We start from the raw sequence: 22,335 nt of genomic DNA on the forward strand, positions 1-22,335 counted from the left end.
CGCAATCCCTAATAAGGTGATTTATGGATAATTTAAATAAAGCAAAAAAAGATAATTTTTCACGGAAAACTATATTAGTAACAGGTGCAGCTGGTTTTATTGGAAGCAGATTAATTGTTGAACTTTTACGTGAAGGTCATCAAGTAATCGCTGCACTGCGTAATGCTCCAACCAAGAAAGAAAAACTATTAGATTTCATTGCAACAGAAGGGCTGATTGATCCCTCTATTTCTTTTGTTGAATATGATTTAAGCCGTGATTTTAAGCTGGACTCTCTATTAGCGGATACTCAAACGAAGATCCATGTTATTTATCATCTGGCTGCATCATTTAATTGGGGAATTAGTAAAGCTGATGCTCAACTTACCAATGTAAAATCAGGCCTTGCCTTGATTGAGTGGGCGGCAACATTAAAACAGCTTGAGCGATTCATCTGGATTGGTGGATATCGCATGGTTTCTCCACCGAAAGGTTCACCTGATGATTTATATCGTAAATACGGCGGTTATGAGGCTTCGAAACTTTTAGGTCATCAAGCTTTCATTGAGGCTTGTAAGCGTTTAAATGTGCCATGGACTGCAATACATCCTGCTACAGTTATTGATGGTTTTTATCGTTATGGCGATATGCAATATATTGGTATTGCCGAAATGATTGGTAAGTTATATCAGGGACGACTGATGGCACTGCCTGGTGGCCGTGACACATTCTTACCACTTTGTAATATGCAATATATTGTAAGCTTCCTAATCCGCACCATGTTTTATCCTGAAACCATTGCTCAGGAGTATATGCTGCTCGATCCTGCGACGCCGAAATTTCATCACCTGATCCATCTGGCTGCCGAGTATTTAGGAGTGAGTACACCACATTTGCAACTCCCTAAAATTCTACTCGAGAAATTACCTGAAGTATTGCTTGATAGCTCCAAAGAGCAACTTGCTTTCATTTCTAATGAAAACTATCAAGTCGCTGAAACAGAGATGATGGCAACGAAGATGGGGATTGCTGATCTAATCAATACTACTCCTTATTTCTCTCACTGGATTGATCGTCTGGTACTCACACGTTTTGGTCATATGCAAGTAGCTACACCGAGTCGTTTCAGCTATCAGAGTCGATATTGGACAGAAACCTATATTAAACAGTCGCTTGGTTCAGAAAAAGCTTCTGCATTATTTTTACATGGAATCCCATTTGATAGCGCATGCTGGTCTCCAATCATCAATAGAATTACATATGATCAGGTCGCTATGATGGATCTACCGGGACTTGGGCGTTCGGGTAGTTATGAGATAATGGAAGATAACAACCATCAATTTATTGATGTTGCTTCAAAGCTTTTAGCACCAAATAGTGTTGTGATTGCTCACTCGTTAGGGTGTCTTTTTGCATTGAATCTTGCAAAGAAATATCCAGATAAAGTTGCTCGCCTTATCCTGATATCACCTTATTTTGTACAGGCGCGGGCTGCTAAAATATTCCAAATACAGGCCATCTCTAATTTAATTTTCCGTTTTGTGCCGAAAGATATCATTGCTAAAGATCTGCATCCAGATGGACAAAAAAATCCGTCAGTGGGCTATGCGATGGATTCATTATGCCGTGTACCAGTATCTAAGCATATTAGCGAGTATATGCATCTCGTTAATTTGCCACAGCAACGAGCCGCTCAAACTACTCTGCTCAATGAGCTTCGATCTAAAGTCGAGATTATTATTGGAGAGAAAAATCCAATTGTTACCCCAATAAGTCCTGATATTCCTGTACATATCATTGCTGGCGCAGGTCATAATCCACACATTACCCATGTAGAAGCGGTTTATGATTACCTCACACCAGTTCTGACAAAGTATATCAGTACTACAGCACAACTTAGTGATGTCTGATATACCTCAAGTGCAGGTTTATATTTGCCCAGTTTCACGGGTACCAGATAACCATCTCATATTGAGTCATTATCTCAGCTTTCTCAATGCCGCAGAAAAGTTGAGATATGATCAATATCTTCCTCAGGCAGCGCGTCTTTTCTTAATTTCTCGTGTCTTAACGAAGTCTGTTCTAGCAGATAAGCTGGGTATTTCAGCCCATCAAGTCAATATTCAATTACAACCGAACGGCAAACCTTTTATACAAGGTAGTAAGACGATTTATTTTAATCTTAGTCATTCAGCGGACGTTATTGTCCTTGCTGTGACTGAAGAAGGGGAAATCGGTATTGATGTTGAACGAGTGAATCGAGAGTTCCAATGGAAGCGGGTTGATAGCGTTTTAGACCTAAGTGAAATAGAGTGGATTCAGGAAAATGAACCGATTGACCCATTCAGCGTATATCAGCGGTTTTTTCAAATATGGACCTTGAAAGAAGCCTATATTAAATGTACTGGTCAAGGAATGAGTAGCCATTTAAAGAAGCTGAATTTCCGTATCTTTTCTGAACATATAAAGTTTTTTGATGCAACTCATAATGCTCAAAAAACAGAACATTATTATTTTCAAAGTTATATCTATGACTGCAATTTTATCTTTTCCATATGTTTACAGCAGAGCCACCATATAGAACGCTTTAATATGGACTGTTTCCAATTATTGCCGTGTATATCTATGCATCCAATGAAGCCGACACCTTGTAAATATAATTAAATGGATGTAACTGGCAATTTAAAAAGGTGAATCGGGTAGAAGCTAGAAAGACTTTCGTTGGACTTGAACCAGGTTCTTCTCAGTAAGTTATGCTGTGAATTGATAAAGTAAAAAATAAGGATCGATAAAAAGAAAAAAGCCCCAGTCTTTTGACTAGGGCTTTTTAAATTTGGAGCGGGAAACGAGACTCGAACTCGCGACCCCAACCTTGGCAAGGTTATGCTCTACCAACTGAGCTATTCCCGCATATATGAGCAGTTTTTACTAAAACTTTCTCAAAAAAAACCAATTTGGAGCGGGAAACGAGACTCGAACTCGCGACCCCAACCTTGGCAAGGTTATGCTCTACCAACTGAGCTATTCCCGCGTGCCGCTTATAATACATTAAGCAAAACAAGGGTCAACAACTTTATGCAAATAATTATGCTGATTGCATAAAATAAAAACAGAAATGAGTATTTAGAGCCGTTTTTATTGATAAGTTGCCGAATAAATAGACATTTTGTTTGAAGTCAAAGCGTACAAGAGCAACTTTTGTTTGTGTGTAGACAGGGTATACTAGGTCTAAATATACGAATAATCGTAAAAGGAAAAGCTATGAGCCTTGAACAACAGTTGATTGAACGGTTACAAACCCTTGCACCTAGCCATTTAGAAGTCATTAATGAGTCTGCTGGCCACGGTGGATATTTTCCAGGTAAAGAATCACATTTTAAAGTGATTGTGGTGAGTGAAGAGTTTAACGGCTTGCGTTTGGTTCAACGTCATCAAAAAGTTTATGCCTTGGCTTCTGATTTAATGAATCCGGGACAAATCCATGCTTTAGCAATTCACGCTTATTTACCAAGTGAGTGGCAAGGTCAAGCGCCAGCGAGTCCAGAATGTGCACATGCACCTAAGAGCTAAGGGCTTAGTTTATGGACGCACATTTACTCACTAAAATTATTCATATGACTGCGGTAGCAGCCGCACTTATGGTTTTTGTATTACGCGCTTCTACACTGTTTATTGGTGTACAAGGTCAACAACTTAACCCAGCAGGGCGTAAAGCGTTAGTTGCTTTACAGCATCTATCTTTTACAGTCGTTTTTATTACTGGTGCGATTTTACTGGTAATGAAGAACTTTCAGGTCCAGCCGTGGTTTTACGCTAAAATTATCTTATTTTTAGTGCTCTTATCATCATTAATGAAAGCCTTTAAAAAGGATGACACTATTTTATTAGCCCAGCGCCGTGCGGGTTTGGTTATTAGTGCAATCGCATTTGTTGCCATTATTATTTTGGTCATCGTGAAACCGGTTTTTGCTTAATTGTTCTACATTCTTTGCCTTTTTGCTTAAGCTCTAGGTTAAACTGCATACAGTAAAAAAATATGTAGAGGGAAACATGTTAACTCGTGTGGTGTTTAACCAAAAAGGCGGTGTAGGGAAATCAAGTATTACTGTAAATTTGGCTGCAATTAGTGCCAAACATGGCTTAAGGACCTTGGTGATCGACCTTGATCCTCAAGCCAACTCTAGCCAATACCTTTTAGGTGAAGAGGCAACATACGCTGCTGATAAAGCAGTTTTAGAACCAAATATTGAAAACTTCTTTGAAGATGTGCTGGGGAATAATCAACAAAAAGGTCTAATTGGTAATGCTATAGGCTCAATTTTAAAAGCCCCTCGTAATAAAGATCTCGACAGTTTTGTACACTCAACATCTTTTGCAAAACTAGATGTGCTTCCGGCTAGCCCTACGCTCGGTGCTCTTGAACATGCACTTGAAAGCAAACATAAAATTTATAAATTACGTGATTCAATTCAAAGCTTAATTGGACGATATGACCGCATTTATATTGATACACCACCAGCTTTTAATTTTTTTACCTTGTCTGCTTTAATTGCTGCAGATAAAGTTCTGATTCCTTTCGACTGTGATGTATTTTCAAAACGTGCGTTACAAACATTGATTGAAAATGTTCTCGAAACGCAAGATGATCATAATGACCGCTTGGAAATTGAGGGAATTGTGGTGAATCAGTTCCAGTCCCAAGCAAAACTACCGCGGGAAGTGGTTCAACAGTTAAAAGATGAAGGTTTACCTGTACTTAATAGCATGTTACCACCATCAATTTTAATGAAAGAATCACATCAGAAAAATTTACCTTTGGCTCACTTGGCGCCAGAACATAAATTGACTCAATCTTATGAGGCATTGTTCAGCGAAATTGAACCAAAACGATAAGAGAAAAATGATGAAAGGCTTATATCTTGTGCCTTTGGCAGCAGCCACTTTACTATTGGGCGCTTGTGCCACGACGGTAAAACCGACTTATGTGTCTCCGACACAGTATCAATCTTTGAGTTGCCAACAACTGCAAAGTGAATATAACCGTATTCAACAATATATCGACAATGGTGTACAGACTCCAAAAAGTACAGGTATGGGCGTTGGCGTTGGACTGGGTGGCGGCTGGGGACGAGGCGGTTGGGGATTCGGTCCATCCATCTCTGTCAACATGGGGCAATCTTCTTCAACCAAGAACACTGAACTTTCACGTGTAATGGGTCAACAAGAGGCAATTGTTCAGGCTGCTCAGTTTAAGAATTGTCCAATTATTGTTCGTAAAAAGGTGAAATAATAGTCAATTTTGAATCACAATATGCTAATCAAAGCATATTGTGATGAATAAAGTTTAGCAAAATGTTTCATAATAAAATCAATATAAATCAAAAGCTTTTTTAAAATATAACTTTAAAGTGGCTGTATTTTTTCTAGTCAATATACTCACTAAACTTGCTATATTTTGCCTATTTCGTTTAAGGTTGCCGCATCTTTATCAATGTGGAAACTTTATGATTGAAAGCTGGTTTTTTGTATTAGCAATGTTGGCTGTTTTGCTTATCCCTGGTCCGACAAATGCATTACTTGCAACCGCAGCTCACTCACAAGGTTTATCTAAAACATTCTGGCTTATTCCAATGCAATGGTTAGGCTATGCCTATGGCATCAGCTTTTGGGCCGTGTTTATTCATTTAGCAGCTCCAGTCTGGCCAGCGCTGCTACTCATTTTGCATATTACGAGTGTGTTATATGTATTCTGGATGGCATTCCGTTTATGGAAAACCACACATTTACAACAGTTTAGCCAGAACCATCGCAATATTCGCCCACGTCAACTATTCTTCTCAACTTTAAAGAATCCTAAGTCCTTACTGTTTGCAGCTGGTATTTTCCCAGCTGAAACATGGAATTCGCCCGAAAATTTTCTTATGGTCTTTGCTGCTTTTACTTTGACCCTTATTCCTGCTGCGAGTTTCTGGATGATTTTTGGACGTGCTTTATTAACGGGTTCAATGCAAAAAATAAAAGCCGATCATTTATATAAAGGATCGGCCATGTTACTTATTTTGTGTATGCTTCCGGTGGTATTTCGTTTCTTCTAAAGGAACCCTTAAACGTTAGCTTTACGGTTCTTTAATTTTTCGCGGATAAATCCAATAATACCTGGTAAAACACTAATAATAATGATGCCGAAAATAAGATGGGTAAAGTTATCTTTCACAACTGGCATATTTCCAAATAAATACCCTAACGTTACAAAAGAAGCCACCCAACAGAATGCTCCAATTAGGTTGTATGTCAGGAAAAACTTATAATTCATACTACCAGCACCGGCAACAAAAGGGGCGAAGGTGCGGGCAAATGGAATAAAACGAGCAAAAATAATTGTTTTGCCACCATGACGGGCAAAGAATTCTTGAGTTTTGGTTAAATGCTGTTTGTTAATGAGTCGGGAATTCATTTCAAACACACGTGGACCGATAAAACGACCAATATGATAGTTCACAGTGTCGCCTAAAACTGCTGCAATAAAAAGTAGAGCACCCAGTAACCATGGATCCATCTTACCCGTAGATGCCGCTAAAGCACCTGCTGCAAACAATAAACTATCTCCCGGTAAGAACGGCATGACCACTAGACCGGTTTCGACAAAAATAATTAAAAATAAAATGCCATAAATCCAGACTCCGTAATTTGTAATAAATTCGGCGAGATGCTGGTCAACGTGTAGAATAAAATCAAGAAGTTCCATGAGATGACTAAGTGGTAAACCGTGCTCAAATCGTAGCAGTGAGCCTATCGAAAGTCAGTATAAAACATCAAAAATATACAAATTGATCATCCTATTTGTGCAACGATATATATGGATTTTGAGTATTTAATTATCAATGTCCCAAACCTAGAATGAGTTCATCAACAAATAAGCATTTAAATAAAGGTGGCTGTATGTTTAATCCAAATGTGGTGGTCAAAAATATCGTAACGCAACCAGGCGCGGATAGTTTCATTAGCCTTGTTGCTCGTCTTCTTATCGCTTACATCTTTCTTGTTGCTGGTTGGGGGAAAATTACCGGTTATGCAGCAACAGTAGGTTATATGGAAGCTATGGGTGTTCCAGGTGGAATTCTACCATTAGTCATTTTGGTTGAGTTCGGTGGTGGTTTAGCTTTGTTATTTGGTTTCCAAGCGCGTTTTGCAGCTTTTGGTCTAGGAATCTTTAGTATCTTGACTGCATTCTTGTTTCACCAAGGTGGTGCTGATGCAGCAGCGCAATATAATAATGGCATCCATTTTATGAAAAACTTTGCAATGGCAGGTGGTTTGTTCTTCTTGATGCTTCATGGCGCTGGACGTATTAGCTTAGACCATGCAATTGAAAAATAATATTCAAGACAAAATAAAACCGGATGAGCAATTCATCCGGTTTTTTTATATTTAAAAATTAGAGCATAAACTGGATTTGTAATTCCCCAACAACAAAACCAAGTACGGCGCCTACTGCAATGAGTGCCCACTCATCTTCTTTGAACGCAGGACGTAACATGCCTTCAAATTCGGATGGTGTTAATTTTTGCATACGTTCAATTAAAGTACTGCGAATATTCATCGCATCTTCTGCATACGACTCAACATATTTCATGGTCTCTGGCAGCTGTTGCATAATACGTTCTGCAACCTGTGTTTTCATATTCTGGTATTTTTCGCCGCCAATCGCGTATACAACAAGTGGGCGAATTACACCTGCTTGCATGTCAATTTCCTGTTTAACATGGCGGTTAACCAACTCAATTACACGTGCAGAGTGAGTACCTGAAAACAACTCTTCCATCATATGACGTGAAGTTAAAAGCTGTTTGGAAATTAAGGCTGCGTAGTCAGCCGCTACTTCATTTTGACGTTTAATAAATAGACCTTGCCATGTATAGCCCAATATCTTTTTCGGATAGAGCGGTCTAAACATCATTTGTAGAGCAATCCAGTCACTAAAGAATCCTACAAATCCACCAAATAGCGGTAGCATCCAAGGGTATTTGCCTTGAGTAATAATCCAGCACAACATTTGGATTACACCAATTCCAAAACCGAATACAAAACCAACGTTACTGAAGAATTTAAATTCTTGTTTGCCTACACGCTTAAAAATATTGTTGAGTAGACGTTTATCTTTAAGCAAGTTGCTAATCACCAAATGCTTAATATCAAAATATCGATTTACGTCACGTTGCACTTCACTCATGATGTGCTCGACAATTTCCGGTGCTTTTGATTGCACTCTACGGATCAGTCTTTGGCGGGCAAACTCAGGCATACCTTCCCATAAACCGGGTTGATACTCTTGCGCGACTTCACGCGTAATATCTTCTGCTGCTGCCATTAATGGTTTTTCAATTTCTTTGGCAATACGCTTTGGGTCAAGGCGCGCAAAAATTTCTTCGGGTTTAATCAGCTTGGCTGTCATGAGTTCAACAGCAATGGTTGCCATTTTTTCAGCTTTACGAGGCACGATACCTTGCCAGCCAAAAAACGGTTTAATACCTTTAAATTCAAGTGGTGAGAACATCATTTGAATGGCAATCACTTTAGTGACATAGCCAATTAAACCACTCATGAAAGGAATAGAGACATACAACCAAAAATGTTGCTGGAAATCTGCAATCATAGTTTGAAGCATTGTTGTTCCTTAGATTTCTATTGATTTTGATATGGGGCAACAAGCCATAAAAAAACGGATAACTGTTCAAGGACAGACAAATATCGCTAATGGTATTTACCTTTCCATGGTAATGCCTGTTTTATCGGGTCATCTTAACATCAAATTCACGACGATGTTGCATAGAATGTGATGAATTTATCAATGTGTATGAAGTTTTTAAGGGGTATACAGTATATTGATAAATATCAATAAATTTTAATTTATATTGATCAATCCCAATATAGAAATGATTCTGATATGAAAAAAATAAGATATATGATGATTTGCGGTGCGCCGAAGCGTGAAAAATGTTAAAATGGCGCGCTTAATTCTTTTGCCATTTAGTGGTTTGTCATGACTACCAATACTCAAATTACTGAAGATCGTATCCTGATCCTGGATTTCGGCTCTCAATATAGTCAGCTCATTGCACGTCGTGTACGTGAAGCTGGTGTTTACTCTGAAATGTATGCCTTTGATATGTCTGAAGAAGACATCCGTGCTTTTAAGCCAAACGGTATCATTTTATCAGGTGGACCTGAGAGTGTGCATGAAGAGGGCAGCCCGCGAGCACCGCAAGTGGTGTTTGAATTAGGTGTTCCAGTATTGGGTATTTGCTATGGTTTACAAACCATGTCTGAACAGTTAGGCGGTAAAGTTGAGCCGGGTACTGTACATGAGTTTGGTTATGCCGAAGTTGATATCGTTAAACGTGACCAACTTATTGGCAACTTACAAGACCGCGAAAACCAGTTACACGTTTGGATGAGCCACGGCGACAAAGTGAGCAAAATTCCAGAAGGTTTTACAATTACTGCAAGCACACCAAGTTGTCCAGTTGCTGCTGTAAGTGATGAAGCACGTCGTTTCTATGGCGTGCAATTCCACCCAGAAGTAACGCACACGGCAAAAGGTGAAGAGTTACTTGCAAACTTCGTTCATAAAATTTGTGGATGTGGTGGCCTTTGGACACCTGAACACATTATCGATTTACGTGTAGAACAATTACGTGAACAAATCGGTAATGAAAAGGTTCTTTTGGGTCTTTCTGGTGGTGTTGACTCATCTGTGGTTGCTGCACTTTTGCACAAAGCAATTGGCGATCAGTTAACATGTGTATTTGTTGATAACGGTTTACTTCGTTTAAACGAAGGTGACCAAGTGATGCAAATGTTTGCCGAAAACATGGGTATCCGTGTAATTCGTGCAGATGCTGAACAACGTTTCTTAAATGCATTGGCTGGTGAAGTTGATCCAGAGAAAAAACGTAAGATCATTGGCCGTGAATTTATCGAAGTATTTGCTGAAGAAGCACGTAAACTTGATGGCGTGAAATTCTTGGCGCAAGGTACGATTTACCCAGACGTAATTGAATCTGCTGCAAGCAAACAAGGTAAAGCACACGTTATTAAATCTCACCACAATGTGGGTGGTTTACCAGACGATTTAGCATTTGAATTGGTTGAACCTTTACGTGACTTGTTTAAAGATGAAGTACGTAAATTAGGTACTACACTTGGTTTACCGCATAGCATGATCTACCGTCATCCATTCCCAGGTCCAGGTTTAGGTGTTCGTATTTTGGGTGAAGTGAAAAAAGAATATGCAGATATTCTTCGTCTTGCTGATGACATCTTCATGCAAGAGCTTCGTGACAGTGGTTGGTATGATAAAACTGCTCAAGCGTTTGCTGTGTTCCAACCTGTTAAGTCAGTTGGTGTAGTAGGTGATGGCCGTCGTTATGCTTGGGTGATTGCACTTCGTGCAGTTGAAACAGTTGACTTTATGACAGCTCGTTTTGCACATTTACCATACGAATTGGTTGATAAAATCTCAACGCGTATTATGAATGAAATTAAAGATGTATCACGTGTGGTATACGACGTGTCATCTAAACCACCAGCAACGATTGAGTGGGAATAAGCAAATGAAAAGGCAGGATTTAATCCTGCCTTTTTTATGTCTATTGATAAAAGCATTATTTATGTTTATCGATATACTGATGATTAGTAATAAAAAAAATACTTTGATTTGAACCAAAACGTTCTACTGATTTCTCAAAAACCATTCCAACACGTTCTAGTAATTTGATTGATGCTTTGTTCTGTGTTTGAGTCTCAGCTATTACTTTCTTAAGATTTAATTCATTAAATGAATAATTTAAAACAAATTCAAGTGCTTGAGTTGCATATCCATATCCCATATATTCCGGCAGCAATTCATATGATACTTCGATATCTGAGCCGTCATGATGAGTATCCAGAGATATAATTCCTAGAAAATTATGATCAGTAGAAGATCGAATTGCCCAAATAGGTAATTTACTTGGAGTATTAATATCAGTATGTGCTCGCGTTTGAGCTAGAGATACTTCCAAGGGTCCACCTAAATACTTTCTAGTCGTATCATTTGTATAAAGTCTAACTAAATTAGAGGCATCTGCTAATGTTAAATCGCTTAAATAACACAAGTGCATATTATTTATGATTAAAAAGAAAAATTAACATATTACATTTTATAAGAAATTCATCCTAAATATTATTTTCTTTCGTCAGCTTAAACTTCTTCTCAGAAAACTAGCTAGTAAGATGCTTAGGCACTCTTTTTTTATTGCTTAACTTTTAGCTAAAAATTAATCTTGATAACTATCAATACAATAGATCGTATATTATTACTTATACTTGATAAAAGATATATTAAGATATATCTTAATAATTATAAATTAAGCATATTAGAGAACCTTCAAAGATGAGACAACAATCAGAACATCATCATGCTGAACATAATGACCATCATCACGGCCATCACCGTTCAGGACGCCGTGGAAGACTTTTTGAAGCTGGACGAATTAAACTTTTAGTCCTCCATCTTATTCAGCAAAGTCCTAAGCATGGTTATGAAATTATTAAAGAAATCAGTGATTTGGTAGGCGATGGCTATACCCCAAGTGCAGGAACAATTTATCCGACTTTAACCAGTCTGGAAGAAATGAACCTAATTAACTTGTTAGATATAGAGCGTAAGCAATATCAAATTACGGAGTTTGGTGAGGCTTATTTAACTGAACAAAAAGATAAGTTAAATGCGCTGTTAGAAAAATTACGCTTAAGACGTGAAATTCACAGTAATGATCAATTAATTGAAATTCACCGCGCCATGGAAAATTTGAAAACAGCCTTACGTTTGAAATTGAATACTACTGACTTGAAGCAAGAGCAGATCTATCAAATTGCCGAAAAAATTGATCAGGCTGCGGTTGCAATCGGGCGTCTATAAGTTGAGATAAGCCATGCTAGAGCTACAGCAAAAAATCAAAGAAGCGGGCCTAAAAGTCACTCATCCAAGACTTGTTGTTTTATCTTTAATTCAGGAGCAAGCGGAAGATTTAACGGTTAAACAGATTTATCAAAAGCTCTATATCCAAAAACAGAAGTTGAGCTTGGCAACAGTTTATCGGGTGGTCAGTGATTTGGAAGGAGCAGGCCTAATCTCAAATACTCAATTTCAGCGTGGTGAAGCGAAATTTAATTTATCAGAGTTAGCCAATAATCAACTTCTACAAATTTATTGTGCAGAGTTGACACAAGCGAAACAAGAACAATTTCTAGCGAGTTTGCAATCTGTATTTACTCAATTTCAAGTTGACTTGAAGCAGATTGAAATTATCCAAAACCATTAATTTTTAATAGAGAATTTATATATGAAACAGCATCAATATCACGTTACTGTACAACATTTAAAAGATGCCAAAGGCGAAGTTTCTAACTATATGGAAAGGCTCGAGTTCTATACTGGTAATCATGATGACATTTTTGAGATTGTTGAAAAGTTAAAGAACGCAGAATTTTTCGATGATCAAACTACGAAATCTTTTGGAGTTGGTCTAAAACTTTTTAGTGAAGTCATGTTGGAAAATCGGGACCATCCACTGTTTCAAGAGTTCTTTCCCCAGTTCGGGCAATTTATGAAAAATCTAAAACAGCTCGTTAAAACTCAATCATCTTAAGCTGCTTAAAGCAGCTTTAATTATTTTCTATTTTATAATTAAAAATCGATTGTCTCATTCATAAGACCCTGTGTATTACTAAAAGACTATATTGAATAATAAGTGTATTGTTAAGATCAGTATAACAACTCATTGCAAAAGCATAGGTAAAAGAGAGTAATATCATGAGCAATAATAACGATTACGATATTTCTGATTCAAAGGATTGCGAGAAATTTGCCAATCAATTCATTCAGGAATTTCCAATTCGCTCTGCTGAAATTGGACAGGGGACGGTGATTAAGCGGGCTTTACCTAGCCGACAAAAGCGAATGATTGGGGCGTGGTGTTTTCTGGATCATGCAGGCCCGGTAACATTTCCTGCAGGTAATGGTTTAGATGTGGGTCCGCACCCGCATATTGGTTTGCAAACCTTCACGTGGATGATTGAAGGCACCATGATGCATACCGATAGCTTAGGTTCAAAACAATTAATTCGTCCTAAACAAGTTAATTTAATGACAGCCGGTCATGGTATCTCTCATACAGAAGTTGCACCTGATACTGAAACCCAAATGCATGCTGCGCAGCTCTGGATTGCTTTACCTGATCATAAGCGCAATATGGATCCGAAATTTGAACATTATCCTGAGTTGCCTGTTGTTGAAAAAGATGGTCTAGAATTTACTGTACTTGTGGGTAAATATTTAGAGACGACTTCTCCAGTCGTGGTGCATACACCATTAATAGGTGTTGATTTAATTGCTACTCGTGATACTAAAACACGTATTCCATTAAATCCTGAGTTTGAATATGGTTTTATGGCATTAGATGGAGTTGCTCATGTGAATGGGCATGAACTTACTGCTGACAATATGGTGGTATTAGATACGGGTTTAAGTGAAATTGAGATTGAAGTAAAGAAAGGGAACCGTGTGTTATTAATTGGTGGTGAACCTTTTGAAACTCCAATCTTATTATGGTGGAACTTTGTAGCACGTACTATGGATGATTTAAAAGAAGCGCGTGAGCAGTGGATTAATCATGATGTACGTTTTGGCGAAATTCCCGATTATGTTGGCGCACGTTTAGAAGCCCCAGTTCTTCCAGATCAAATGAGAGCATCAAAATGACAGCAGTAATCGCGAGCAGTAAAGCAAAGCCACTTGCTGAACAGTGGAAGGGTGAGATTACCAGTGGCCGCCATCAATACTTTTGTGATGAGCCAGAAAAGTTAGAAGGTCATGATCAAGGTCCAGCACCTTATGATTTGCTGACTGGAAGTCTGGCAGCTTGTACACTCATTACTTTAAGAATGTATGCAAAGCATAAAGATTATGACTTTGGTGAGTTTTCGGTTGAAATTGATTTTCATACCAATCGTGAGCATGAAGAACATATCGAGCGTCGTATTGTTTTTAAAGAGTTGCCGAACGAAGAGCTTCAACAAAAAATCTTAACGGTATGTAGTAAAACGCCAGTAACTAAAACTTTGTTACGTAGTTTAGACATTCATACTGTGCTTGTTACAGCATAAAAATGCTATTTTGTTGCGGTGGATGATTTTATATCCATCCCACAAATGGAATAAAACAGCATGTTCACATGCTGTTTTTTATGTAAAAAAGAAAAATAAAAGTAGGCAGTATCATGATTAGTGTACACCACCTGGAATGTTCGCGATCGTTTCGGATTTTATGGGCTTTAGAAGAGTTAGGCTTAGATTATGATATTCATTATTATCAACGTCTTCCCAACTATTCAGCACCAGAAACTTTGAAATGTATCCACCCGCTCGGCAAGGCGCCAATTTTGACAGACGATGAGCAAGTTATTGCAGAATCAGCTGTTATTTTAGAGTATTTGCAGCAACGTTATGATCAAAATCAGCAGTTTAAACCTAAGCAAGCTCAGGATTTGCAGCAGTATATTTACTGGATGCACTATGCCGAAGGGTCACTTATGCCCTTATTGGTCATGACTCTAGTGATGAATAACGTGAATAAACATGTACCTTGGTTAATTCAACCTGTAGCAAAGAAAATTATAGAAGGGGTTAAAGCAAATTTTGTTCGTCCACGTATGAAAGATCATATTAGTTTTTTAGAAAACTACTTGTCTGAGCATGAGTATTTTGCAGGGGATTTTTCATTTGCCGATATTCAAATGAGCTTTCCATTAGAGGCTCTACAGTCCCGTCTTCAAGGCAAATATCCGCATATTCAGGCATTTTTGCATCGGATTCAGCAAAGACCAGCATTTCAAAAAGCAAGACAGAAAGGTTTGGGGTCAAACGAAAGAAATTGTGCTGATATATAAAAGAAAAGGAACAAATACTTGTTCCTTTTTTATTACTTAATCTTTATTTGCGTTTAATTACGATAGAGTCAATGCCGCTATGCTGTAAGGTTTGCTGAGCAGCAAGAGCAGCTTCTTGGGTATCGTATGGGCCAGAAATAACACGGTACCAAGTCTTTCCATTTTCAGAGCTTTTAATTACATCAGCTGATAAGCCATTTAAAATGATCTCTGCACGTCGAGCATCTGCTTGATCTGGGTCAGCATAGCTACGAACTTGTAAAATATAATTTGGTTGTTGAGGTGCAGCAGCTGTAGAGTCAGTATTGTCATCAGTATTAGCAACAGATTCTGATGCAGCAGGTTGAGCAGTACTAGGTGCCTCAACAATCATAGCAGTACCTTGGTTTTTACTTTCTGGAATAGCCTGTTCCGGAATAGGGGTAACTTGCTGTTGAGGTAATAAATCGTAAAAACGGTAATCTTTATTGGTTTCTTCTTCTTTGTAGTGGTCAGAAGTAATCTGGTTTTTTGAAGAAACAGGTTGCCACGGTTTCCAAAGCATGAGCACTACTGCGATACATAAGACCGCTAAAATAGCGACAAGTGTCCCTAACCATTTAGGAATTAAAGGCTTTTTAGGCTTATTAGGTCTTTCAGATACACCGCGTTGCGTTTTGCCAAACACGTGGATTATTCCTCTGTCTTTTGTTTGTTTTATTTCGAGTTTAGTTCTCGTTTACTTTAAAACATCGCTTTGTATAGGTGAAGACCTTACAAAGCGTTATTTCTTGCAACACGAAGGGGTATATGACTTTGCCAAATACCCCAACATGAACTTACATGGCTTCAGGTGCAGAAACACCGAGTAATTCTAAGCCATTGCGCAGTACTTGTTGTACGTTGATTGAAAGTAATAAGCGTGCTTGTGTAAGTTCAGCATCATCACTTAGAACTTTATGCTCATTGTACCAACCGTGGAATAGCGCAGCTAATTCTTTTAAGTAGTTACCTACTTGATGTGGTTCATACGCATTAGCAGCACGTAATACAACGTCTGGATATGCAGCTAGTTTAGCAAGAATTTCAGTTTCTGCATCAAGTGACAAGCGCGCAGCATGTGAACGAGCTGCACTTACTTCAAATTGTAAGCCAGTGCTTGTTGCTTTTTCTAACATGCGGCAAATACGTGCATGAGCATATTGAATATAATACACCGCATTATCTTTACTTTGTGACACAGCAAGGTCAAGGTCAAAGTCAATGTGTTGTTCGCTCTTACGCATTACATAATAAAAACGTGCAGCATCGTTACCAACTTCTTTACGTAAGTCGCGTAAAGTCACGAACTGACCCGAACGAGATGACATTTGAACCATCTCACCACCGCGCCATAAACTTACGAACTGAACTAAAAGAACAGTTAATTTTTTCGAGTCATAACCCATTGCATCAATCGCAGCTTTTACGCGAGAGATATAACCGTGGTGGTCAGAACCCCAAATATCAACAAGGTCAGTATAACCACGTTGTAGTTTATTTAAGTGATATGCAATGTCAGATGCAAAGTAAGTCGTTTGACCATTACGACGTTTAACAACACGGTCTTTTTCATCGCCAAATTCAGTCGATTTAAACCAGATGTTGCCATCTTTTTCATATAAGAAGCCACGTTGATCAAGTGTTTCCAACGCTTCGTCAATTTTTGCGCTAAGAGACGCTTCGCTAAACCATTGGTTAAAGGTTACACCGAAGTCAGCAAGGTCATCTTTAATGTCATCTAAAATGGCATGAAGAGCTGCTTGATGGAAAACACGGTAGCCTTCACCTAATAATTGTTGTGAGTTGGCAATAAGACCATCAATGTGTTTTTCTTTGTCGCCAGATAATACGACTTTGTTGCCTTCGCTATCTAGCTCTTCAGCATATTGCACATCTTCTGGTACATCTTTATAGACGTCTGCTACATCACGAACATATGCATTGTTATCTTTGTCGATAATGCTTTGGGCGATCTCTTTAACATAGTCGCCTTGATAAGCATTTTTTGGGAATACAAGATTTTGACCCAATAATTCTAAATAACGTAAATAGGTAGAAGTCGCCAAAATATCCATTTGACGGCCAGCATCATTTACATAATATTCGCGATCAACTTTAGCACCTGTTGCTTCAAGTAAGTTTGCAACAGTCATACCATAAGCAGCACCGCGACCGTGACCTACGTGTAGGCTAGATGTCGGGTTTGCTGAAACAAATTCAACTTGAATCTTTTTAGCTGCATTTGATTGGCTACGACCAAAGCTTTCTTTTTGAGCTTGAATTTGGTCAAGAATCGCAAAACGTTGGTCTGCATTTAAAAAGAAATTGATAAAACCAGGACCTGCGATTTCAGCTTTGCTGATGTCTGCAACTTCTGGTAATGCTGCTAGAATTTTCTCAGCTAAATCGCGTGGTTTCATACCAGCAGCTTTAGAGCCAATCATGGCAATATTAGAAGCAAAGTCGCCATGGCTTCGGTCTTTGGTGCGCGTTAAATTGCTTGAATTATTCCAATCCGAAGGAAGCACACCTTCTTGCTGAAGGGTTTGCACTGCATGGTCGAGAGCTGCTTGTATTGCCGTATTCATATCAATCGAAAATAGATGTCGCAGAAAAACGTCAAATATAGCAAATTTCCTATGAGTTAGGGGAGTGCATTTAACGCTTTCATTTAATTTCTTTCTTGAAGTTCCGTATAACTATTTTTTTTGTAAATATTAAAAAATGAATGTGATTCAATTCTGAAAATACGTAAATACAGGCTTTGTAGGCAATATTTTTTAAATTATAAGGTAGTAAAACACTTGGTATTTTTTATGAAAATGTAAGCTAGTAAGAAAATATAAGATTTTAAGTCAGATATAGAGTTAATTAAGAATAATTTTAAAAAAGATGAAAAATGTAAGTAATTAATTTTTAATATTAATTTTGTTGTATGTTTTTTCTAAATAGTATTCAATTTCAATATCACGGTTTAAAATACCTATTTTGTATTAAATAGTCTTAAGCTTACGCATACAACGAGCTTTAGAGAGTGCTGAACTGTACTTTTCGGAGTTCTAAGCTGGAAAATGAGATAGGCAATGATATCAGGTCACCCAAGTAAACATCCCCTTTATATCCCTTATGCAGGCTATACACTTTTAGAGTTACCCCTTTTGAATAAAGGGTCCGCTTTCACTCAAGAAGAAAGAAGTAACTTTAACTTACATGGGTTACTTCCACATATTATTGAAACTATCGAAGAGCAAAGCCAACGCTCTTATCAGCAATATTGCGCTTTCAATGATGATATTAATAAGCACATCTATTTACGTAATATCCAAGATACCAACGAAACTCTGTTCTACCATTTAATTGAAAATCATCTTGAAGAGATGATGCCAATTATTTACACACCAACCGTAGGTGAGGCATGTCAACGTTTCTCTGATATCTATCGCCGTCATCGTGGTGTTTTTATTTCATATCCAGATCGCGATGTGATTGATGATATTTTGCAGAATGTTAATAAAAACAACGTTAAAGTCATCGTAATTACGGATGGTGAACGTATTTTAGGTCTTGGTGACCAAGGCATTGGCGGTATGGGTATTCCAATTGGAAAACTTTCGCTTTATACCGCATGTGGTGGTATTAGCCCTGCATACACATTGCCAATCACAATCGATGTAGGGACGAATAACCCTCAATTATTAAATGACCCGATCTACATGGGATGGCGTCAACCACGTATTAGTGGTGATGAGTATTATGAATTTGTAGATATGGTGATTGAAGCTGTAAAACGTCGTTGGCCAAAAGCACTCATCCAGTTTGAAGATTTCGCACAAAAAAATGCGATGCCATTATTAGAAAAATATCGCGATAAAATTTGTTGTTTCAATGATGATATTCAAGGAACAGCAGCGGTTTCTGTTGGTAGTTTGATTGCTGCAAGCCGTGCAGCAGGTAAACAATTAAAAGATCAGAAAATTGCTTTCTTAGGTGCGGGTTCAGCGGGTTGTGGTATTGCAGAGCAAATCGTTGCGCAAATGGTTTCAGAAGGTCTAACCGATGCTGAAGCACGTGCTCGTGTTTACATGGTAGATCGTTTTGGTTTAATCACTGAAAACCAGCCGAACTTATTAGAGTTCCAACGTAAATTAGCTCAAAAAGCTGAAGTAGTAGATCAGTGGGGCAACATTGAAGAAGTAATTTCGTTACTTGATTTTGTTAAAAATGCCAAGCCTACAGTGTTAATCGGTGTTTCTGGTCAGCCAGGTTTATTCACCGAAGAAATTATTAAGACCATGGCTGCCAATTGTGAACGACCAATTGTGATGCCGTTATCTAACCCGACTTCACGTGTGGAAGCTGTACCAGCTGATATTGTGGAGTGGACTGAAGGTAAAGCATTAATTGCAACGGGTAGCCCATTTGCACCTGTAAATCATCACGGCAAGCTTTACAATATTTCGCAGTGCAATAACTCATACATTTTCCCTGGTATTGGTTTAGGTGTAGTAGCATCAGGTGCTAAACGTGTTACAGAAAACATGCTTATGGCATCAAGTAGTGCTTTAGCAGACTGTTCACCGTTGTTGAAAGATCCACAAGCGGATTTATTGCCACCTTTAGGTGAAATTCAACAAGTGTCTAAAGTGATTGCATTTGAAGTGGCAAAAGCTGCAATGGCAGATGGTGTGGCTGTGACCATTAGTGATGATTTGCTTAAGCAGAAGATTGATCAATCGTTCTGGAAACCAGAATACCGTAAATATAAACGTATTCCTTTCTAAGAATGAGAATATAAAAAGAGGAGCTTAAGCTCCTCTTTTTATCTTTTAAGCCTCTAAAATTTCTTCTAGCAACTCTTCACTTGGTGCAAAGTAATATGCGCCGTCTAGTGGTGTCACGAAGTGCAGTAAGCGGTCATGAATGCCATCGCCACTTGTACCAAACATACGCTTTAACATGGCATCAATAATGTTTAGGTCTTTGGTGTAGGCAATGAAGAATAAGCCTTGATCACCTCGACCGTCACCGTAAGGTAAGCTGTGACGTAAAATTTCCATTTCTTCGCCTTCATCATCTTCAACGACAGTACGAGCGACATGGGCATTTTCCGGTTTAACATCATCATCTAATTCAATAGATTCAAGCTTGGTACGGCCCATGACATTTTCTTGTGCGTCGACTTTAAGTTTTTTCCATTTTTCCAAGTCGTGTGCATAGCGCTGCGCAAAGATGAAACTACCATCTGCAAATACTCCAGCACTTTCTGGGAGGAGAGCGGTTTCTGCGCGGTCGTCTGGAAATTGAGGATTTTCAGTGCCATCTATAAAGCCAGTAATATCGCGACCATCGAAGTAACGGAAACAAACACGCTCATCCAGAACCTCAACTTTATCTTTAATACCTTCAAAAAATGCTTGGCTTAAAGCAAAACAAATATCAGAACGCATACTGGCAATGTGGATAAGCACATCAGCTGGTACGACGGGCATGTTGAATGCACCATTTTCTGGTTCAAGTTGTTTAAAGCCAGCAGGAGATTGACTGTAAAGCTGTTTCCAAAGTTCTGGACCAAAAGCGACTGCTGTTTTAATTTGCGCGTCTGAATGCTGAGTAATGAGACGGTCACGTGTTTCGAATAAAGCTTCGAGTTGTTCTTTTAATTCAGCAATTGTTAGATCTTTTAAACGAAGAACAATAAAACGGGCATGATCAGATGGTAATGGCAAAATGACAGATTGAGCAGTCATTAGAAGATCTCTCCTCAATTATAATTTAGTATGAGCTTTAATTATTGTGCCTGATGCGAAGAGCTGTTAGTAGTCTATTTATTGATTTTATTGTTTGAATTATCGCCGCGATAGTTTTATAAAACGGTATAATTCCACTTTTATTGTCTATTTTCGCTATGTCTTTGCAAGTTTGGTTTGCTTATATGTTGGCCTGTTGGGTCATTAGTATTTCTCCGGGAGCAGGGGCTATTGCTTCTATGTCGAGCGGCTTAAATTATGGCTTTAGACATGGCTACTGGAATGCAATTGGCTTGCAAATCGCCTTGTTAATTCAAATCATGATTGTGGCGGCAGGTGTAGGTGTTTTATTTGCGACGACCCCATTAGCTTTTCAGGCTGTTAAGTGGTTTGGGGTAGCTTATTTGCTGTATTTAGCTTATTTGCAGTGGACTGCACCAGTAAAAGACATAGAAATTCAACACGAAAAAAAGGATAAAACTGTTTCTGCTCTGCTGTTAAATGGATTTGTGGTCAATATCAGTAACCCTAAAGCGATTGTATTTTTATTGGCAGTTTTGCCTCAGTTCTTAGATTTAAACAAACCTCAATGGATACAATATCTAATTATGGCAGTCACTATGGTTACGATTGATTTGATTGTAATGGCTGGTTATACAGGGCTGGCTTCAAAAGTTTTAAGATTACTACGTTCTCCTAAGCAACAAAAATATTTGAACCGTGGTTTTGCTGTCATGTTTAGTTGCGCAGCATTATTGTTAAGTACGGTCCATCAAGCAGCCTGATTTAGGCCGCTTGAGTTTGATTTTTGATTTTTTGAACCATAAAAATAAGAGCAAAACTCAAAGCCATACATAAAACAATACTGAGGCCAGTCGAGATATTAAGTGCTGCGCTTGACCATAGGCCAACACTGACACCGAGTTGAGCTAAAACAAAAGCCCAAATAACCATTTGCTTTGGTGAGTGAGCGAGTAATCGGGCGCTCAATGCTGGAATAACCAGTAGTGCTCCCATTAAAAGTGAACCAACTGCACGTAAAGCTAATACTGTAAATAAGGCTAGCAGTAACATGAAGATAAGACGCTGCCATTTCGCATTCACACCTTCACTAATCGCAATGTCCGGATCAATTGCAATTTGAATTTGAGGTTGCCAAAAGCGATAAAGAATTGCCAGTGATATAGCAATAATTAATGTGAAAACAGGTAGGTCTGGCCAGTCAATACTCAGTAAGTCACCGAATAAATAACTTAAAAGCTCCGGTCTTAAACTTGGAACATGCTGAATAAACAGGAGGCCACTACATAGTAATGTTGCTGAACATAGGGCAAGCAAAGCATCGTTTGGTAAACGATTGTCATGTAGTGCCCATAAAATAGCGACTAATAAAATAGCCGTACCTGCCACGCCAAGCCAGAGGGGAAGGCTTAAAGCACCAGCAATTGCTACCCCAAGTAAGGTTCCATGTGCCATGGTGTCTGCAAAAAAAGACATACGTCTCCATAGCATGAGACAACCAAGTGGTGCGGTCAAAAAGACCAATAGGGTTCCCATAATCCATGCGGGCAACAATAATTGTAACCATTCCATCATGG

At 38.5% G+C, this 22,335-nt stretch carries 24 protein-coding genes and 2 tRNA genes; 17 read left to right on the forward strand and 9 right to left on the reverse strand.

Translation table 11 applies throughout. The features are described from left to right. Positions 1-23 precede the first annotated feature (23 nt). Positions 24-1,889 carry an alpha/beta fold hydrolase gene (locus tag ABLC00_RS00680; RefSeq protein WP_033846974.1) on the forward strand — a complete coding sequence of 622 codons (1,866 nt, stop codon included), beginning with the start codon at positions 24-26 and terminating at the stop codon, positions 1,887-1,889. Continuing rightward, a complete protein-coding gene (locus tag ABLC00_RS00685) occupies positions 1,882-2,643 on the forward strand; it encodes a 4'-phosphopantetheinyl transferase superfamily protein (RefSeq protein WP_033846975.1) in 762 nt (253 codons plus the stop codon). Before ABLC00_RS00680 ends, ABLC00_RS00685 begins: the two co-directional genes overlap by 8 nt. A gap of 170 nt (positions 2,644-2,813) precedes the next feature. Here the strand turns inward: ABLC00_RS00685 and ABLC00_RS00690 are convergent. Further along, positions 2,814-2,889: transfer RNA gene (locus ABLC00_RS00690), tRNA-Gly, on the reverse strand. Between the two features lie 45 nt (positions 2,890-2,934). Next, positions 2,935-3,010, reverse strand: a tRNA-Gly gene (locus ABLC00_RS00695). Positions 3,011-3,240: 230 nt separating this feature from the next. On the opposite strand from ABLC00_RS00695, the gene ABLC00_RS00700 reads away from it, so the two are divergent. The 5 genes from ABLC00_RS00700 to ABLC00_RS00720 all read left to right on the forward strand — a co-directional run bounded on the left by ABLC00_RS00700 (position 3,241) and on the right by ABLC00_RS00720 (position 6,074). Beyond that, entirely contained in the window at positions 3,241-3,549 is a 309-nt protein-coding gene (locus ABLC00_RS00700) for a BolA family transcriptional regulator (RefSeq protein ID WP_000051228.1), read from the forward strand. 11 nt (positions 3,550-3,560) lie between these two features. Beyond that, positions 3,561-3,953 (forward strand): SirB2 family protein, encoded by a 393-nt coding sequence (locus tag ABLC00_RS00705; protein ID WP_033846976.1) that lies wholly within the window; start codon positions 3,561-3,563, stop codon positions 3,951-3,953. A 76-nt stretch (positions 3,954-4,029) separates the two neighbouring features. Further along, a complete protein-coding gene (locus ABLC00_RS00710; protein ID WP_002054248.1) occupies positions 4,030-4,872 on the forward strand; it encodes a ParA family protein in 843 nt (280 codons plus the stop codon). A gap of 10 nt (positions 4,873-4,882) precedes the next feature. Then, positions 4,883-5,269, forward strand: a complete 387-nt coding sequence (locus tag ABLC00_RS00715) for a hypothetical protein (RefSeq protein ID WP_033846978.1) — start codon at positions 4,883-4,885, stop codon at positions 5,267-5,269. A gap of 214 nt (positions 5,270-5,483) precedes the next feature. Then, positions 5,484-6,074, forward strand: a complete 591-nt coding sequence (locus ABLC00_RS00720; RefSeq protein ID WP_004883927.1) for a LysE family translocator — start codon at positions 5,484-5,486, stop codon at positions 6,072-6,074. An 8-nt stretch (positions 6,075-6,082) separates the two neighbouring features. On the opposite strand, the gene ABLC00_RS00725 is transcribed toward ABLC00_RS00720, so the two are convergent. Next, positions 6,083-6,724: a DedA family protein gene (locus tag ABLC00_RS00725; protein WP_033846979.1), complete on the reverse strand. Its 642-nt coding sequence runs from the start codon at positions 6,722-6,724 to the stop codon at positions 6,083-6,085. Positions 6,725-6,918: 194 nt separating this feature from the next. Here ABLC00_RS00725 and ABLC00_RS00730 point away from each other — a divergent pair, with 194 nt between their 5' ends. Then, positions 6,919-7,356: a DoxX family protein gene (locus ABLC00_RS00730; protein ID WP_004711072.1), complete on the forward strand. Its 438-nt coding sequence runs from the start codon at positions 6,919-6,921 to the stop codon at positions 7,354-7,356. Positions 7,357-7,414: 58 nt separating this feature from the next. Here the strand turns inward: ABLC00_RS00730 and ABLC00_RS00735 are convergent, their stop codons facing one another. Beyond that, on the reverse strand, positions 7,415-8,632 hold the full coding sequence (locus ABLC00_RS00735) for a DUF445 domain-containing protein (RefSeq protein WP_170318172.1): 1,218 nt from the start codon (positions 8,630-8,632) through the stop codon (positions 7,415-7,417). Positions 8,633-9,019: 387 nt separating this feature from the next. Here ABLC00_RS00735 and guaA point away from each other — a divergent pair, with 387 nt between their 5' ends. After that, positions 9,020-10,588 carry a glutamine-hydrolyzing GMP synthase gene (gene guaA / locus ABLC00_RS00740; RefSeq protein ID WP_002054280.1) on the forward strand — a complete coding sequence of 523 codons (1,569 nt, stop codon included), beginning with the start codon at positions 9,020-9,022 and terminating at the stop codon, positions 10,586-10,588. Between the two features lie 55 nt (positions 10,589-10,643). Here guaA and ABLC00_RS00745 read toward each other — a convergent pair whose 3' ends face one another. Further along, the gene (locus ABLC00_RS00745; RefSeq protein WP_000549856.1) at positions 10,644-11,141 is read right to left on the reverse strand and encodes a GNAT family N-acetyltransferase; all 498 of its coding nucleotides are present in this window, start codon (positions 11,139-11,141) and stop codon (positions 10,644-10,646) included. A 272-nt stretch (positions 11,142-11,413) separates the two neighbouring features. On the opposite strand from ABLC00_RS00745, the gene ABLC00_RS00750 reads away from it, so the two are divergent. From ABLC00_RS00750 to ABLC00_RS00775, 6 genes are all read left to right on the forward strand, one after another. After that, the gene (locus ABLC00_RS00750; RefSeq protein ID WP_001249775.1) at positions 11,414-11,941 is read left to right on the forward strand and encodes a PadR family transcriptional regulator; all 528 of its coding nucleotides are present in this window, start codon (positions 11,414-11,416) and stop codon (positions 11,939-11,941) included. A 13-nt stretch (positions 11,942-11,954) separates the two neighbouring features. Continuing rightward, positions 11,955-12,344 carry a Fur family transcriptional regulator gene (locus tag ABLC00_RS00755; protein WP_004883923.1) on the forward strand — a complete coding sequence of 130 codons (390 nt, stop codon included), beginning with the start codon at positions 11,955-11,957 and terminating at the stop codon, positions 12,342-12,344. Between the two features lie 21 nt (positions 12,345-12,365). Further along, complete coding sequence (locus ABLC00_RS00760; protein ID WP_033846981.1) at positions 12,366-12,671, forward strand: DUF3861 domain-containing protein; 306 nt, start codon at positions 12,366-12,368, stop codon at positions 12,669-12,671. Positions 12,672-12,835: 164 nt separating this feature from the next. After that, positions 12,836-13,783, forward strand: coding sequence for a pirin family protein (locus tag ABLC00_RS00765; RefSeq protein ID WP_006581272.1), 948 nt, complete (start codon positions 12,836-12,838; stop codon positions 13,781-13,783). Next, the gene (locus ABLC00_RS00770; protein WP_004711059.1) at positions 13,780-14,187 is read left to right on the forward strand and encodes an OsmC family protein; all 408 of its coding nucleotides are present in this window, start codon (positions 13,780-13,782) and stop codon (positions 14,185-14,187) included. The genes ABLC00_RS00765 and ABLC00_RS00770 overlap by 4 nt, the downstream gene beginning before the upstream one ends. A 113-nt stretch (positions 14,188-14,300) precedes the next feature. Continuing rightward, entirely contained in the window at positions 14,301-14,969 is a 669-nt protein-coding gene (locus ABLC00_RS00775; RefSeq protein ID WP_033846982.1) for a glutathione S-transferase family protein, read from the forward strand. A gap of 43 nt (positions 14,970-15,012) precedes the next feature. Here the strand turns inward: ABLC00_RS00775 and ABLC00_RS00780 are convergent, their stop codons facing one another. Then, complete coding sequence (locus ABLC00_RS00780; RefSeq protein ID WP_004711056.1) at positions 15,013-15,636, reverse strand: SPOR domain-containing protein; 624 nt, start codon at positions 15,634-15,636, stop codon at positions 15,013-15,015. Between the two features lie 151 nt (positions 15,637-15,787). After that, a complete protein-coding gene (gene argS, locus ABLC00_RS00785) occupies positions 15,788-17,578 on the reverse strand; it encodes an arginine--tRNA ligase (protein WP_002054250.1) in 1,791 nt (596 codons plus the stop codon). Between the two features lie 495 nt (positions 17,579-18,073). On the opposite strand from argS, the gene ABLC00_RS00790 reads away from it, so the two are divergent. Next, positions 18,074-19,771: an NAD-dependent malic enzyme gene (locus ABLC00_RS00790; RefSeq protein WP_348941215.1), complete on the forward strand. Its 1,698-nt coding sequence runs from the start codon at positions 18,074-18,076 to the stop codon at positions 19,769-19,771. 45 nt (positions 19,772-19,816) lie between these two features. Here ABLC00_RS00790 and ABLC00_RS00795 read toward each other — a convergent pair whose 3' ends face one another. After that, positions 19,817-20,737, reverse strand: coding sequence for a Dyp-type peroxidase (locus tag ABLC00_RS00795; RefSeq protein ID WP_006582305.1), 921 nt, complete (start codon positions 20,735-20,737; stop codon positions 19,817-19,819). A 158-nt stretch (positions 20,738-20,895) separates the two neighbouring features. Between ABLC00_RS00795 and ABLC00_RS00800 the strand changes: the two genes are divergently transcribed. Next, on the forward strand, positions 20,896-21,522 hold the full coding sequence (locus tag ABLC00_RS00800; protein ID WP_033846984.1) for a LysE family transporter: 627 nt from the start codon (positions 20,896-20,898) through the stop codon (positions 21,520-21,522). A gap of 1 nt (position 21,523) precedes the next feature. On the opposite strand, the gene znuB is transcribed toward ABLC00_RS00800, so the two are convergent. Beyond that, entirely contained in the window at positions 21,524-22,333 is an 810-nt protein-coding gene (gene znuB / locus ABLC00_RS00805) for a zinc ABC transporter permease subunit ZnuB (protein WP_006581277.1), read from the reverse strand. Positions 22,334-22,335: the final 2 nt, after the last annotated feature.

The sequence above is a fragment of the Acinetobacter nosocomialis genome, from assembly GCF_041021905.1.
GTDB lineage: Bacteria > Pseudomonadota > Gammaproteobacteria > Pseudomonadales > Moraxellaceae > Acinetobacter > Acinetobacter nosocomialis.